This is a genomic window from Frigoribacterium sp. NPDC087798, assembly GCF_044742985.1.
Lineage (GTDB): Bacteria > Actinomycetota > Actinomycetes > Actinomycetales > Microbacteriaceae > Frigoribacterium.
Window position 1 is genome coordinate 194066 of sequence record NZ_JBIUVP010000004.1, and the last position, 13314, is coordinate 207379.

Here is a 13314-nt window from a genome sequence, read left to right on the forward strand (position 1 = left end):
GGGTGTCGCAGGACGACACCGGCCCCGAGGCGCGACCGCGGGAGGACGACCACCGGAGGAGGCGCGACTCAGCGGGTCGCGCCTCCTTCGCGCCAGCCCACCGGCACCCCGAGCAGGTGCACCGTGCCAGGGGTCGCCGTGTCGTCCTCGCCGACCACGGCGGCCGCGACCACGGGCGCGACCGCTCGGACGGCCTCGACCCAGCGGGCCGTGTCGTCGTGCTTGCGCCCGACGTCGACCGCGACCCAGACCTGGTCGGCGGCGATCGCCTCGAGGGCGGCGGGAGCGGCCGCGTCCCAGGCGAGTGCCGTCACGACGGCCGAGTTCTCGTGCACGCCGGTGGCCCGGGCCAGGATGCCGCTCCGGCGATCCGACACGTCCACGGAGCGCAGCCCGAACGTCGAGGCCATCTGGGCGGCAACGCGGAAGGCGTCGCCGGGGCGGCCGACGACCACGACGAGGTCGCCTGCCCCGCGCGACACGTCGGGGGCGGGCGGCACGCCCGGGGAGGCCACGGCCCGGGCCTGCGCGGCGAGGGCGTCGGCAGCGGCCGCGAGCGACGCCGCCGTCCGACGGGGAGCGGCCCCGTGCGGCGCGTCGGGGTCGGCGGCGTCACCGTCGGCGACGGCGGTGGGGCCCTGGCCCGTCGCCGCGACACCGGCTCCGAGGCCGGCGGCGGCACCGGCGGCGGGAGCGATGCCGTTGAAGGTGAGATCGTCCATGATCGAGGCGAACGCGTCGGTGCGCGTCGAGACGTCGGCCGGGGACGCGACCGGCACCGCGCCTCCTGCGCTCGACGGCGAGGCCGAGGCCCCGCCGGGACCCGTCGCCGCGGCCGCCGCGGCGCGGGCGGCCCGACGCGGGCTCACGGGCACGGCCGAACCGGTCAGCACGTCGTCGAAGCCGTCGCGCGCGGGCGTCGCCGCCGTCGCGGCCGCGTCCCCCGCGGCCAGCGACGCCGACCACGCGGCCCGGGCTGCCGGAGCCCCCGCCTGCAGGGCGTCCTCGGCCTCGTCGGCCGACGCCAGCAACGCCGCGATGCCCGCACGCTCGGCCGGCACCGGCGTCGTGATGCGCACCCGGGCGACGGGCAGGTCGATCGCGGGGTCGGGCACCTCGACGGTGACCTCGTAGTGCTTGCGGGCGAAGAAGCCGCCGACTCCCCCGACGGTCACTTTCTGCGCCGCGACGATGCGCGCCGAGGCCCCGTGGGTCGCCCGCACCTCGCGGCGCAGCCCGTCGAGCGTCTCGCCGGTCATGACGATCGTGGTCGGCATCTCAGGCCACGATCGAGTCGGTCGCGCGGACGACGCCGACGGTCTCGATGGTCGAGCCGGCGGCGGTGGCCTCCTGGTACGACAGCACCGGCAGGCCGTTCTGCTGCGCCGACACGAGCCGGTGGATGGCCGGTCGCAACGCCGGAGCGCAGACCAGCACCGCGCTGAGACCCTGCGCCTCGACCGATTGCACGGCCTCGCGCAGCGACCCGAGCACCTGCTCGACCCGGTGCCCGTCGAGCAGGATCTGCGTCCCCTGGTCGCTCGGTCGCAGCCCCTCGAGCATCGACTGCTCGAGGGTCGGGTCGATCATGATGACCCGCAGCACGCGACCGTCGAGGTACTGCGCCGTGAGCGCGGGGCCCAAGGAGGCGCGGGCCGCCTCGACGAGTCCCTCCGGGTCGGTCGACACCTTCGCCCGCAGCGTCAGCCCCTCGCAGATCCGCGCGAGGTCGTTGATCGGGATGCGCTCCGACAGCAGCCCCTGGAGGACGCGCTGCAGCTCGGCGAGCGACAGCATGTTCGGCACGAGGTCGTCGACGGCCGGGGCGTTGACCTGCTTGACGCCCTCGGTCAGCACGCGGACGTCCTCGCGGGTCAGCAGTCGGGCGGCGTTGTCGGCGATGATCGACGACAGGTGCGTGACGAGCACCGAGACGCGGTCGATCACCGTGGCGCCGGTCATCTCGGCGCTGTGGCGCATCTCGGCGGGCACCCACTTGCCGGCGAGGCCGAAGACCGGCTCGACCGTGGCGGTGCCGGGCAGGCCGTCGAGCGCGTCGCCGAGGGCCAGCACGGAGCGGGCCGGCGCCTGACCGCGACCGGCCTCGACGCCCGCGATGCGGATCGAGTAGGTGGCCGGCGGCAGGTCGACGCTGTCCCGGGTGCGGACGGGCGGCACGACGATGCCGAGGTCGACAGCGATCTTGCGACGCAGGGCCTTGACCCGGCCGAGCAGGTCGTCCGACGCTCCCCCGACCATGTCGACGAGGTCGGGCGCGAGCAGGATCTCGAGCGCGTGCACCCGCATCTGCTCGAGCAGGTCGTCGGTCGTGTCGGTGGGGGCGACGACCGCCGCCTGCTGCTCTGCGAGGGCCGCGCGCGCCTCCTCGGCCTTGGCGGCCACGCCGAGCCGGTAGGCGACGAGCAGCAGTGCCCCACCGATCAGCAGGAACGCGACGATCGGCATGCCGGGGATGAAGCCCATGCCGATGGCGGCGGTCCCGGCCACGGCGAGCGCGATGCGCGACTGGCCGAGCTGCGACGCGGCCTGCGCGCCCATCTCGGTGTCGGCGCCCGAGCGGGTGACGATCATGCCGGTCGAGACGGCCATCAGCAGGGCGGGGATCTGCGTGGTCAGGCCGTCGCCGATGGTGAGCAGTCCGTAGTGCGAGAGGGCGTCGCCGATGGCCATGCCGTTCTGCAGCGCGCCGATCGCGATGCCGCCCACCAGGTTGATGATGATGATGATGATGCCGGCGATGGCGTCACCCTTGACGAACTTCGACGCACCGTCCATGGCGCCGTAGAAGTCGGCCTCGGCGCTGACGTCGGCGCGACGCTGCTTGGCGACCTCGTCGGTGATGAGGCCCGCGTTGAGGTCGGCGTCGATGGCCATCTGCTTGCCCGGCATGGCGTCGAGGGTGAACCGGGCGCCCACCTCGGCGACGCGCTCGGCACCCTTGGTCACGACCACGAACTGGATCACGACGAGGATCAGGAAGATCACCGAGCCGATGATGATCGAGCCGCTCACGGCGACGTGCCCGAACGCGGCGATGACGTCGCCGGCGAAGCCGTCGCCGAGCACGAGGCGCGTCGAGGCCACGTTGAGCCCGAGGCGGAACAGCGTCGCCACGAGCAGCAGCGACGGGAAGACCGAGAAGTCGAGCGGCTTCTTGACGAACAGCGTCGTCAGCAGGATCACCAGCGCCAACAGGATGTTGAGGATGATCAGCACGTCGAGCATCGGCGCGGGCACCGGCACGACGAGCAGCAGCACGATGCCGACGATGCCGACCGGGACGGCGAGCTTGGGCAGGGTGGACTTCATCGGGTGCCTCCAGGGGTGGCGGGGCGGACGGAGCGGGAGAGCGCAGGAGGCGCGGTGCGGGACGGTGCGGAGGTCGCGCCGGTCGTGCCGGTCGCGCCGGTCGCGGCCTCGCGGGCGATGCGGAGGCGGCGGGGCACGGCGTCGGCCTCCAGCGACTCGGGAGCCAGGACGCCGGCCACCTCGTCGGCCGTGGTGACGCGGGGCGGCGTGTGCGTCCCCTTCAGCGTGCCGCGGGCCTTGAGCGCCATGACGAAGGTGAGCACCCGGGCGACCGGCGTGTAGAGGTCGACGGGGATCTCCTCGCCCAGGCCGCAGGCGGCGTGGAGGGCTCGGGTCAGCGGGACGTCGACGACGAGCGGGACGCCGTCGGCGGTGGCCTGCTCGCGGATGCGGGCGGCGACCGTGCCGGCGCCCTTCGCGACGACGCGCGGAGCCGACTTGCCGGGTTCGTACTTGACCGCCACGGCGTAGTCGGTCGGGTTCACCATGACGACGTCGGCGTCGGCGATGGCCCCGATCATGCGGTTGCGGCTCATCGCGAGCTGACGGGAACGCCGCTGCGACTTGACCAGGGGGTCGCCGTCGCTCGACTTGTTCTCGTCCTTGACCTCTTTCTTGGTCATGCGGGTCTTCTTGCGGTTGCGGCGCATGACGACGAACACGTCGGCGAAGGCGAGCAGCAGGCCCGCCGCGATCGCGGCCCTGATCAGGATGCCGGTGCCGGCCTTGGCCTCCTCGAGCACGGCCGAGACGCTGAGGCCGCCGCCGCTCATGAGCACGGGCATCAGACCCTGGATCGCGAACCAGAGCACGAGGCCGACGACGGTCGTCTTGATCAACGCCTTCGCGCCGTTCCAGAGCGCCTGCGTGCCGAAGGTGTTCTTGAGGCCGTTGAGCAGGTTGAACTGCTCGTAGTTGCCGGTCATGCGCTTGATGTGCACGCCGCCCTGCACGATCGCGGTCGCGAGCACGGCCACGCCGACGACGGCCAGCATGGGCCCGATCGTGGCCCCCATCGAACCCGCGCCCTGCATCAGCTCGGTGACCACGGTCGCCGAGTCGGGGTGCGTGATGGCCTGGCGGATCGAGAACATCTGGTCGACGCCCGCCGAGGAGGCGCGCTCGATGGTCGAGGGGATCATCACGGCGGCGGCGCCGACGCCCACCCAGGCGCTGAGGTCCTGCGACCGGGACAGCTGGCCCTTCGAGTGGACCTCTTTCATCCGCTTCTCGGTCGCGGCCTCGGAGCGCTCGCCGGAGTCGTCCGCCATGTCAGCCCACCCCCAGCAGCATGTCGGCGGCGTCGCCGGTCAACGAGGCCACGACGCCGGGCAGGGCGAGGAAGACGCCGCCGGCCAGCATGACCGTCATGAGGATCTTGAGCGGGAAGCCCATCGCGTAGGCGTTGAGGGCCGGCGCGACGCGGGAGAGCAGTCCGAGGCCGACGTCGGCGAGGAACAGCACGACGCAGAGCGGCCCGGCGATCTGGATGGTCGAGAGGAAGAGCTGGCTGACGCCGGTCGTCAGCAGCTCGACCGGACGCGAGAGGTCCATGCCGAGGCCGAGCGGCACGGCGTCGAACGACCGCGTGAGGCCGCCGATGATCAGCTGGTACCCCCCGGTCGCGAACATCAGGGCGAGCGCGGTCATCTGGAACAACCGGGTGAACTGCGCGCCGTTGACCATCGACTGCGGGTCGAACGCCTGGGCGAGCGTGAAGCCGCCGAAGAGGTCGATCAGGCTGCCGGCCGCCTGCACCGCGGCGAAGGCGACGAACACCAGGAAGCCCAGCACGGCGCCGACGACGAGCTCGAGCACGAGGGCCATGACGAACGGTCCCGTCTCGAGGGACACGTAGCCGGGGGCGACGCGGGGCGCGACGGCGAGCGCGAGCCCGATGCCGAGCATGGCCTTCACCCTCGCCGGGAAGGCCCGGTACGAGAACGGAGGCGCGATCACGAGGAACGCGGTCATGCGCACGGCGGCGAGGAGGGTGGCCTCGAGCCAGCTGAGGTCGAACGACACGGCGCGTCCCTACCCGCCGCTGAGCAGCTGGGGGATGCGGTCGAACACCATGGTCGTGAACGACACCATCTCGCTGATCATCCAGTGGCCGGTGACGATGAGCGCGATGCCGACGGCGACGGCCTTCGGCACGAACGAGAGGGTGACCTCCTGGATCTGCGTGATCGACTGCAGCAGCGAGATCGCGAAACCGACGACGAGCGAGGTGATCAGCACGGGCGCGGCGAGCTTGCCCGTGATGATCAGGGCCTGCATCGAGAGGTCGAGGACGGCGTTGGAATCCATCAGGCACCCACCTGGTAACTCTCGATGAGGCTCTTGATGATGAGGCCCCAGCCGTCGACGAGGACGAACAGCAGGATCTTGAACGGCAGCGAGATCATCACCGGCGGCAGCATCATCATGCCCATCGACATGAGCGCGGCGCTGACGACGAGGTCGATGACGAGGAAGGGGATGAAGATCACGAAGCCGATGATGAACGCGGCGCGCAGCTCGCTGATCATGAAGGACGGGATGAGCGTCAGCATGGGCACGTCGGCCTGGCTGTCGGGGTTCGGCTGGTTCGCCGACCGGGTCATCAGCGCGAGGTCCTCTTCGCGGGTGTGGGCGAGCATGAACTCCCGCAACGGCGCGATGCCGGCGTCGATCGCGCCCTGCAGGTCGAGGCGGCCGTCGAGGTAGGGCTGCACGGCGTCCGTGTTGATGTGGGTCAGGATCGGAGCCATGATGAACAGGCTCAGGAACAGGGCGAGCCCCGCGAGCACCTGGTTCGGCGGGATCGACGGCAGCGCGAGCGCGTTCCGCGTCATCGCGAGCACCACGAAGATCTTCGTGAACGACGTCATCATCAGCAGCAGCGCGGGAGCCACGCTCAGCAGCGTGATGCCGATCAGGGTGACGACGGCCTGGCTGGGCGCACCGTCGGGGCCGTTGATGTCGATGTTCAGGCCGCCCGAGCCGGTGCCGTCCGACGTGGTCTGGTCGGTGTCGGTGAAGTCGGTGGGGGTCGTGCCGGTGGTGGCGTCGGTGCCGTCCGTGGCCGGGGCGGTGGGAGCGGTGGGGGCCGTCGGCGAGACGGGGGCCGCGTTCGCCTGCTGACCGATCAGCATGACGAGGGCGGACGCCACGACGAGCGCGAGCAGCGTGACGACGACGGCCCGGGCGAAGCGCGTGTCGGCGAAGCGCACGGGTGCGGCCACCACGGAGCGGCCGAGGGGGGCCCCGTGCAGGCCGTCCCGCAGCGTCGGGCGGGCGAGGCGACGCAGGGCGGACGCGAAGGAGGGGCGGGTCGGGGACGCGGACGACCGGCGGCCGGTCATCCGGCTCGTCCGCTGCGCAGGGCCGCGGCCGCCTGACGCCAGGTGTCGGGTGCGAGGATCGAACCCTCGATCGACTTGGCGGTGCGACCGCGACGACGGGCGTCGAGGTCACGAGGACGCGAGACGGCGGCACGGCGGGCGGCGCCGCGCGGGCGCAGCAACTCGACGGGGGTCGTGTTGACGGGGGTCGCGTCGGCCGGGCGGGCGGGCAGCTCGTCGCGGGCCGCGGCGCCCTCGGCGGAGAGGACGGACGCGAACGCGACGGGGGCGATCGACGTGACCCGCGCCTCCTGCGTGACGGACTCGGTCGCGGACTCCTCGGGCTCGGGGACCAGCGTCAGGGCGCCGGCGTCGACGGGACGGTCGGCGGCCGCCAGGACGGTCACGGACGACTCGGTGACGCCGAGCACGAGACGCTCGCCCTCGACGTCGACCACCACGACGCTGGCCTTCGCGCCGACGCCCTGACGGGCGACGACCGAGACCTGCGACGTGGCGCGGGAGCCCGCACGACCGCCCTTCACCAGGCGCTTCTGCAGCACCCAGAGCAGGGCGAGGACGAGGCCCAACGAGAGGACGACCCGCAGGCCGACGACGACGGTGTCCACGATCAGGCGATGCCGTCGGCGACGTCGAGGATCTTGGTGATGCGGACGGCGTAGTCCTGGTCGACCACGACGACCTCGCCGTGCGCGATCAGGCGACCGTTGAGCAGCACGTCCGCGGGGGCGCCGGCCGAGCGGTCGAGTTCGATGACGGCACCGGGCTCGAGGCCCAGGACGTCGCGGACCGACATGCGGGTGCGGCCGATCTCGACCGTCAGGGCCATCTCGACGTTGTTGATGCGACCGAGGTTGCCGGTCGACACCGTGCCCACGGTCGGCGCCACGGGCGACGAGCCGCCGATCGTGCCGGTCTCGCGGAGGCGCAGGGCGAACCAGCCGGCGGGCTGACCCGCGGCGGTCAGCTCGAAGACGACCGTCTCGGGGTCGGTCAGGAGCGCGTCGGCCGACTCGCGACGGCTCTCGCCGAGCACGCCGGTGCCGAGCACGCCCGTCGCGGCCTCGAGCGCGGGACGCAGGACGTCCGAGACCGAGACCATCGGGTTGTCGGTGCCCGCCGCGGCGGCGAGCTGGTCCATGTCGGCCAGCAGGACCGCGGTGTCGGCCGAGACCGACCCGACGAACGACGTGACCACGACGGACGGGCCCGCGAGGCGGAGGCCGTGCGCGGAGGCCGGGTCGACGGCCACGGCACGCAGGGGCGTGGGCGTCGGCAGCTGGGCGACCAGCGCCTCGACCGCCGCGGTGTGCAGGGTGATGGTCGTGCCGGTCATGAGGTTCCTTCTTCGGTGCCGGTCAGGGAGGTGGAGACGACGATGCCGGCCAGACGGGAGCCGGCGGCTCCGACGGCGGCACGGCCGACGGGCTGGCCGTCGACGCTGATCTCGAGCGGGCGGTGCTGCGGGTGGGGAAGCGGCAGCAGGTCGCCGACGGCCAGCCCGAGCACGACGCTCGGCAGCACCGCGGCGGGGGCGAAGGTCAGCGAGACGCCGACCGGCACCGAGGCCAGCTGGGCGCCGAGCAGGTCGCGGGCGTCGGCGGCGTCGATCGTCGGGTTGGACTCGCCCAGCTGCGACAGCAGGACGTCGGCGGGGATCGCGACCGTGCCGGGCGCGACGCGCTCGCCGACTCGGATCTCGAACGAGGCGACGATCATCAGGTCGGACTTCTGGGCGGCCTGGGCGAACTGCGAGTTGTACTGGAACCCGCCGACGCTGATCGGGTCGGCGAGCATGGTGCCGAACGAGTAGCGCAGGTCGTCGAGGGCGTCGTCCATCAGGCGGCGCACGAGGGCCTGCTCGATGGGCGTGAAGGTGCGCTCGGGCAGCGTGGCGGGCTTGACGGCGCCGAGCATGTGGCTGACCCAGGTGAGCGCGGCCGACGACGGGAACTGGATGACGGCCTTCGCCGAGACGCCCTCGAGGGTGCAGAGCACCATGGCGGTGGTCGGCGGCAGGGACGAGGCGTACTCGTCGTAGGTGAGCATCTGCACCTGGTCGCAGGTCACCTGCGAGAGCACCCGGACCTTGGCGGTGAGCTGGGTGCCCCACTGCCGCGCGAAGGTGTCGAAGGCGAGCTCGAGGACGCGCGAGTGCTCACGGGCGAGGGTCGTCGGACGGCGGAAGTCGTAGACCTCGACGGTCTTCTGCGGGCGCGTCGACGAGCCGACCGTCGAGGTCGGTGCGCTGCTGCCCGTCGGGGCGTCGAGGAGTGTCACGGACGGAGCTATCGGCCCGCCCCACCTGGGCGTTAGCCCAGGATCGGTCGTACCCCCCGGACTGGGTTGCCGTCGTCGTGCTGCGGCGCGGGGTCGCGCTCCCGGGCCGGAGGGGCCCGGCGGAGGTCAGTGGCCCGAGGACTCCTCCTTCTTCTCCGTCTTCTTCTCGGTCTTCGTCTCGGTCTTCGTCTCGGCCGCGGCGTCCGCCGTCGACGCGTCACCCGACTCGGCCGTGGTCGAGGTGTCGGCCGCCTGCTGGACGGTGGGGTTGCGACCGTCGGTCACCGCGCCTCCTGCGGCGGCGGCGGCCTGCTCGAGCTGCGGCAACAGCGCGCTCACCGTGTCGGACTGGTTCGACAGGACGACGATGTCGACCCGGCGGTTCGACGCGAGGTCGGCGTCGGTCGTGCCGGTGCTGAGCGGACGCGACGAGCCGAAGCCGACCGACTGGATGTGGTCCGCACCCATGCCGCCCCGCTCGACGAGGTCGCGCAGCACCTGGGTGGCGCGGGCGGAGGAGAGCTCCCAGTTGGTCGCGAAGGGCGCGGTCGAGCTGCGCTGGTCGGCGTGGCCCTCGACCGAGACGTCGTGACCCGAGGTCTTCAGCACCGGCCCGATGGCGTTCATGACGTTCACGGCCGTGCCGCTGAGGTCGGCGCTGTTCGTGCCGAAGAAGGTCTCGGAGCCGATCAGGCGGACGGTCAGGCCCCGGGCGTCGACGGCGAACTCGACGTCGGAGCTGAGCCCCGAGCCCTCGAGGTTCGCGGCGATCGCGGCCTTGATGGCGGTGAGGTCGTCCAGTTCGCCCTGGGCCGCGACCGTGGCGGCGGCGGCCTGCTCGGCGGTCTGGGCCTCCCCCGAGGCGGCGGCCTTGCTCAGGTCGGTCTCGTCGCCCGACGAGTAGCCCTTGCCCTCTTTCGTCACGTCGGCGGCGTTCACGACGGTGCCCGAGGCCGTGTCGACCTTGCCCACGTCGGTCTGGCCGAAGCCGGTCGCGAGCGAGTTGCGCAGGGCGATGTACTTGTCCTGGTCGACGTTCGACATGGCGAACAGCACGATGAACATGCACATCAACACGGTGATCATGTCCATGTACGAGGCCATCCAGCGCTCGTCGGGGTGCTCGTCCTCGGCGTGCCCCTTCTTCTTGCGACCGCCGCGCGCCCCGCTCATGCGGCCAGCCCCTGGTCGTCGCCACCGGTCTTCGCGCCGGCCTTGGCCTTGGCGCCCTTGCCACCCTTGCCGCCCTTGCCGTCGCCGCCGTCGAGCGCGTGCGTCGGCACCATGGCCTTGAGTCGTTCGCCGAGGAGGCGCGGCTGGCTTCCGGCCTGGACCGCCAGCACCCCCTCCATCAGCAGCGTCATGCGCAGCTCGTCGAGGTCGGCCAGCTTCTTGAGGCGCGCGCCGAGCGGCAGCCAGAGGAAGTTCGCCGTGAGCAGGCCCCACAGGGTCGCGACGAACGCCGCGGCGATCATGTGGCCGAGCTCGTCGGGCTCGGCGAGGTTCTCGAGCACGTGGGTGAGGCTGACGACCGTGCCCACGATGCCGACCGTCGGGGCGTACCCGCCGAGGCTCATGAAGAACTTGCTGGCCGTGCGGTCGGCGGCGAGGCGGGACTCCATCTCGTCCTCGAGCAGGATGCGCAGCTCCTCGCCGTCGGTGCCGTCGGCGATGTTCTGCAGGGCGCCCTTCATGAACGGGTCGTCGAGCTTCTCGGCCTCCTGCTCGAGCGAGAGCAGGCCCTCGCTGCGGGCCTTCTCGGCGAGCGACACGACGCCGTCGATGACCGACTGCGGAGGGACGACCTTGCCGGTGAAGGCGCGGGAGATCTTCTTGAAGCTGAGGATCGCGTCCTTGATCGTCGTGCCGGCGATGCCGACGCCGATGGTGGCGCCGAAGACGAGGATGATCGGGGCGGGCAACAGCAGCCCGGCGATGCTGACGCCCTCGAGCTGGATCATGCCGAAGAGGGCACCCAGGGCGAGGACGATGCCGATGATCGTTGCGGGATCCACGGTCAGCGTCCCTGCGTGGTGTCGGCCGATGCGGCCGGCGCAGCCGGCACGGTCGGCGCGGTCGGCGCGTGGACGGCGGGAGCCTGCACGGCGGGACGGAACTCGGTGACGCGACCCGCGCCTCCTGCACCCGACGAGCCTCGGACGATGCCGAGCTGCGGACCGGTGGAGGTGCGGTTGCCGAGCGCCTGGGCCGTCGGCGCGGTGGCGGACGGCTCGTCGTAGGCGAGCGAGACGATGCGGGCCCGGTAACGGGCGATCATCTCGATGACCTCGGCCATCGGCTCGGTCACGACGTACTTGGCGCCGTCGACCATGATCAGGACCGTGTCGGGCGTCTCGTGGATGCGCTCGATGAGGTCAGGGTTGACAGCGAATCTGCTGTCGTTGAGTCGCGTGACGACGATCATCGGCCCGTCCTAGGTCTGTGTCTCCTGCCTCCGTCCGTGGGGGCAGGTGTCGCTGCTCGTCCTGAGCGGCTACGGGTGACTATCGGCCGGGGGTGGCGGGGCGTTAGGTGCGGGTCGCGGTTGTCCACAGCCCTGCCGTGCCAGGCTCGACGATCGGTAGGTTGGTGACATTGCTCATGTCGGATGACGGGATGCCGCGACGCGCTCCGACCGGCAGGGCAGCCCCCACGCCTCGTCCGACCGGAGAGAAGATCGATGACCACCACTCCCCTCAGCACCCCCGTCACCTACCGACCGACGTGGTCGCACTTCTGGGCGAAGGCCAAGGGCCGGGTGTTCCTCGTCCCCCTCGCCTTCCTCGTGTGCATAAACCGGATGGGCGTCTCCGCCCTGCCCTACCTCGTGGCGGGGGTGGTCGTGATGGCCGTGGGCCTGGGGATCTACCTTCGGACGACGACCCTCTCGGTCTCGGGCACGGCGGTCACCCGTCGGCGCTGGGGACGCACGACGACCGTCGCCCTGGACGGCGACCACCAGGGCATCCTCTGCATGCTCAACCAGGGCGTGCAGAACCTCGGATACCTCGCCGTCCGGGACGGCAAGGGCCGCCGACTCGTCCTCACCGAGGCCAACTGGCCTGGAGAACAACTGCTCGAGATCGCTCAGCACGGACGACTCACGATCATGCCGGCCGATCAGGTCTTCTCGGGCAAGAACGCAGCCGCCATCGTGCCAGGTGTCATCCCGCTGATGACCCGACGTCCGGTGCTCTGCGCCCTCGTGGCGGTCGCCGGTCTGATCGCCGTCGTCGTGCCGATCGCCATGGTGATGAGCGGCGCGGCCTGATCGCTCCGGAAGGACACCGCCGTGTGGACGAGACACCGCGGCATGCGGCGGCGTCACGTCCACTCGACGGTGCGGCAGGCTGACAAGCGGGCGCGCGGCGCGTCACGTGCGCGAAACAGGGGGCTGGCAGGATGTGCCGGTGACCCACGAACCCCTCGACGAGTCGCGCCCCGGCACCACCCCCGCCGCCCGCGCCGACGACGTCACCCGCACCTCCTCCCCCACCCCGACCGCGAGCATGTCCCGCGCCGCGAGCTCCGAGCGGAACGCCGTCGGCAGCGACGACGGGCCCGCCCCCGAGTCCTCCCCGGCGGGCCTGCCGGACGCCGCGACCCCGGACGCCGCAGCCCCCGCCCGGCACGGCATCGACGACCCGGCCCTGACCGGCTCGATCGAGACCGTCGACGTCAACAAACACACGCTCGCCGAGAACGTGATGGGCGTCGTGACCGGTGTCTTCCTCGCCTCGTTCGGGCTCTTCCTGCTCAAGACCAGCGGGGCCGTGTCGGGCGGCACGGCCGGTCTCGCCCTGCTGACGAGCTACGCCACGGGCTGGACCTTCGGCGTGCTGTTCGTCCTCGTCAACGTGCCGTTCTTCGCACTCGCCGTGTGGAAGAAGGGCTGGCCCTTCACCCTGCGGACGATCCTGACCGTCGTCATGCTGTCCGCCTTCTCGTACCTGCACCCGCTGATGTTCGACATCGACGGGATCAACCCGATCTACGGCACCCTCGCCGGCAACCTGCTCGTCGGCGTCGGCCTGCTCATCCTGTTCCGGCACGGGGCCAGCCTGGGCGGGATCAACATCCTCGCCCTGGTACTGCAAGAACGCGCCGGGCTGCGCGCCGGCTACGTCCAGATGGGCTTCGACGTGGTCATCGTGCTGACCTCGTTGACCGTCGTCTCGCCGTTGATCGTGCTGCTCTCGGCCCTCGGCGCCGTCGTGTTGAACCTCGTACTGGCGATGAACCACAAGGCCGGCCGGTACGTCGGACACACGTGATCACACCTTTCTGCCAGACTTCCGTGCACGACCGGTCTGTTTGAGGCATTCTCGTCTCGAAGCGGTCACTTTCTTCTTGCACG

General features: G+C 71.6%; 14 protein-coding genes. 2 read left to right on the forward strand and 12 right to left on the reverse strand.

Annotated elements, in window-relative coordinates; all coding sequences use genetic code 11:
- Positions 1-68 precede the first annotated feature (68 nt).
- From ACIOSR_RS12430 to ACIOSR_RS12485, 12 genes are all read right to left on the reverse strand, one after another.
- A complete protein-coding gene (locus tag ACIOSR_RS12430; protein ID WP_402752769.1) occupies positions 69-1277 on the reverse strand; it encodes a hypothetical protein in 1209 nt (402 codons plus the stop codon).
- A gap of 1 nt (position 1278) precedes the next feature.
- Positions 1279-3330 carry a flagellar biosynthesis protein FlhA gene (locus tag ACIOSR_RS12435; RefSeq protein ID WP_056043626.1) on the reverse strand — a complete coding sequence of 684 codons (2052 nt, stop codon included), beginning with the start codon at positions 3328-3330 and terminating at the stop codon, positions 1279-1281.
- Positions 3327-4601 carry a flagellar biosynthesis protein FlhB gene (locus ACIOSR_RS12440; protein WP_402752770.1) on the reverse strand — a complete coding sequence of 425 codons (1275 nt, stop codon included), beginning with the start codon at positions 4599-4601 and terminating at the stop codon, positions 3327-3329. Before ACIOSR_RS12440 ends, ACIOSR_RS12435 begins: the two co-directional genes overlap by 4 nt.
- Position 4602: 1 nt before the next feature.
- A complete protein-coding gene (locus ACIOSR_RS12445; protein WP_255350769.1) occupies positions 4603-5355 on the reverse strand; it encodes a flagellar biosynthetic protein FliR in 753 nt (250 codons plus the stop codon).
- A 9-nt stretch (positions 5356-5364) separates the two neighbouring features.
- Positions 5365-5640, reverse strand: coding sequence for a flagellar biosynthesis protein FliQ (gene fliQ / locus ACIOSR_RS12450; protein WP_043596053.1), 276 nt, complete (start codon positions 5638-5640; stop codon positions 5365-5367).
- Entirely contained in the window at positions 5640-6677 is a 1038-nt protein-coding gene (gene fliP, locus ACIOSR_RS12455) for a flagellar type III secretion system pore protein FliP (protein WP_402752771.1), read from the reverse strand. Before fliP ends, fliQ begins: the two co-directional genes overlap by 1 nt.
- A complete protein-coding gene (locus ACIOSR_RS12460) occupies positions 6674-7285 on the reverse strand; it encodes a flagellar biosynthetic protein FliO (RefSeq protein WP_402752772.1) in 612 nt (203 codons plus the stop codon). The genes fliP and ACIOSR_RS12460 overlap by 4 nt, the downstream gene beginning before the upstream one ends.
- Before the next feature lie 2 nt (positions 7286-7287).
- Positions 7288-8013: a flagellar motor switch protein FliN gene (gene fliN, locus ACIOSR_RS12465; RefSeq protein ID WP_173153491.1), complete on the reverse strand. Its 726-nt coding sequence runs from the start codon at positions 8011-8013 to the stop codon at positions 7288-7290.
- Complete coding sequence (locus tag ACIOSR_RS12470) at positions 8010-8957, reverse strand: flagellar motor switch protein FliM (protein ID WP_056043639.1); 948 nt, start codon at positions 8955-8957, stop codon at positions 8010-8012. Before ACIOSR_RS12470 ends, fliN begins: the two co-directional genes overlap by 4 nt.
- 126 nt (positions 8958-9083) lie before the next feature.
- A complete protein-coding gene (locus ACIOSR_RS12475) occupies positions 9084-10130 on the reverse strand; it encodes a flagellar motor protein MotB (RefSeq protein WP_402752773.1) in 1047 nt (348 codons plus the stop codon).
- Positions 10127-10972 (reverse strand): motility protein A, encoded by an 846-nt coding sequence (locus ACIOSR_RS12480; protein WP_056043640.1) that lies wholly within the window; start codon positions 10970-10972, stop codon positions 10127-10129. Before ACIOSR_RS12480 ends, ACIOSR_RS12475 begins: the two co-directional genes overlap by 4 nt.
- A 2-nt stretch (positions 10973-10974) precedes the next feature.
- Positions 10975-11382: a flagellar FlbD family protein gene (locus tag ACIOSR_RS12485; RefSeq protein ID WP_402752774.1), complete on the reverse strand. Its 408-nt coding sequence runs from the start codon at positions 11380-11382 to the stop codon at positions 10975-10977.
- A 255-nt stretch (positions 11383-11637) separates the two neighbouring features.
- Here ACIOSR_RS12485 and ACIOSR_RS12490 point away from each other — a divergent pair, with 255 nt between their 5' ends.
- The gene (locus ACIOSR_RS12490) at positions 11638-12228 is read left to right on the forward strand and encodes a hypothetical protein (RefSeq protein WP_402752775.1); all 591 of its coding nucleotides are present in this window, start codon (positions 11638-11640) and stop codon (positions 12226-12228) included.
- 238 nt (positions 12229-12466) lie between these two features.
- Positions 12467-13231 (forward strand): YitT family protein, encoded by a 765-nt coding sequence (locus ACIOSR_RS12495; RefSeq protein ID WP_402752800.1) that lies wholly within the window; start codon positions 12467-12469, stop codon positions 13229-13231.
- Positions 13232-13314: the final 83 nt, after the last annotated feature.

What these genes read in the sequence shown, in the direction of transcription:
- ACIOSR_RS12430 (WP_402752769.1), bottom strand. Translation starts at nt 1,277, where the DNA reads ATGCCGACCACGATCGTCATGACCGGCGAGACGCTCGACGGGCTGCGC.
- ACIOSR_RS12435 (WP_056043626.1), bottom strand. Translation starts at nt 3,330, where the DNA reads ATGAAGTCCACCCTGCCCAAGCTCGCCGTCCCGGTCGGCATCGTCGGC.
- ACIOSR_RS12440 (WP_402752770.1), bottom strand. Translation starts at nt 4,601, where the DNA reads ATGGCGGACGACTCCGGCGAGCGCTCCGAGGCCGCGACCGAGAAGCGG.
- fliQ (WP_043596053.1), bottom strand. Translation starts at nt 5,640, where the DNA reads ATGGATTCCAACGCCGTCCTCGACCTCTCGATGCAGGCCCTGATCATC.
- fliP (WP_402752771.1), bottom strand. Translation starts at nt 6,677, where the DNA reads ATGACCGGCCGCCGGTCGTCCGCGTCCCCGACCCGCCCCTCCTTCGCG.
- fliN (WP_173153491.1), bottom strand. Translation starts at nt 8,013, where the DNA reads ATGACCGGCACGACCATCACCCTGCACACCGCGGCGGTCGAGGCGCTG.
- ACIOSR_RS12475 (WP_402752773.1), bottom strand. Translation starts at nt 10,130, where the DNA reads ATGAGCGGGGCGCGCGGCGGTCGCAAGAAGAAGGGGCACGCCGAGGAC.
- ACIOSR_RS12485 (WP_402752774.1), bottom strand. Translation starts at nt 11,382, where the DNA reads ATGATCGTCGTCACGCGACTCAACGACAGCAGATTCGCTGTCAACCCT.
- ACIOSR_RS12490 (WP_402752775.1), top strand. Translation starts at nt 11,638, where the DNA reads ATGACCACCACTCCCCTCAGCACCCCCGTCACCTACCGACCGACGTGG.
- ACIOSR_RS12495 (WP_402752800.1), top strand. Translation starts at nt 12,467, where the DNA reads ATGTCCCGCGCCGCGAGCTCCGAGCGGAACGCCGTCGGCAGCGACGAC.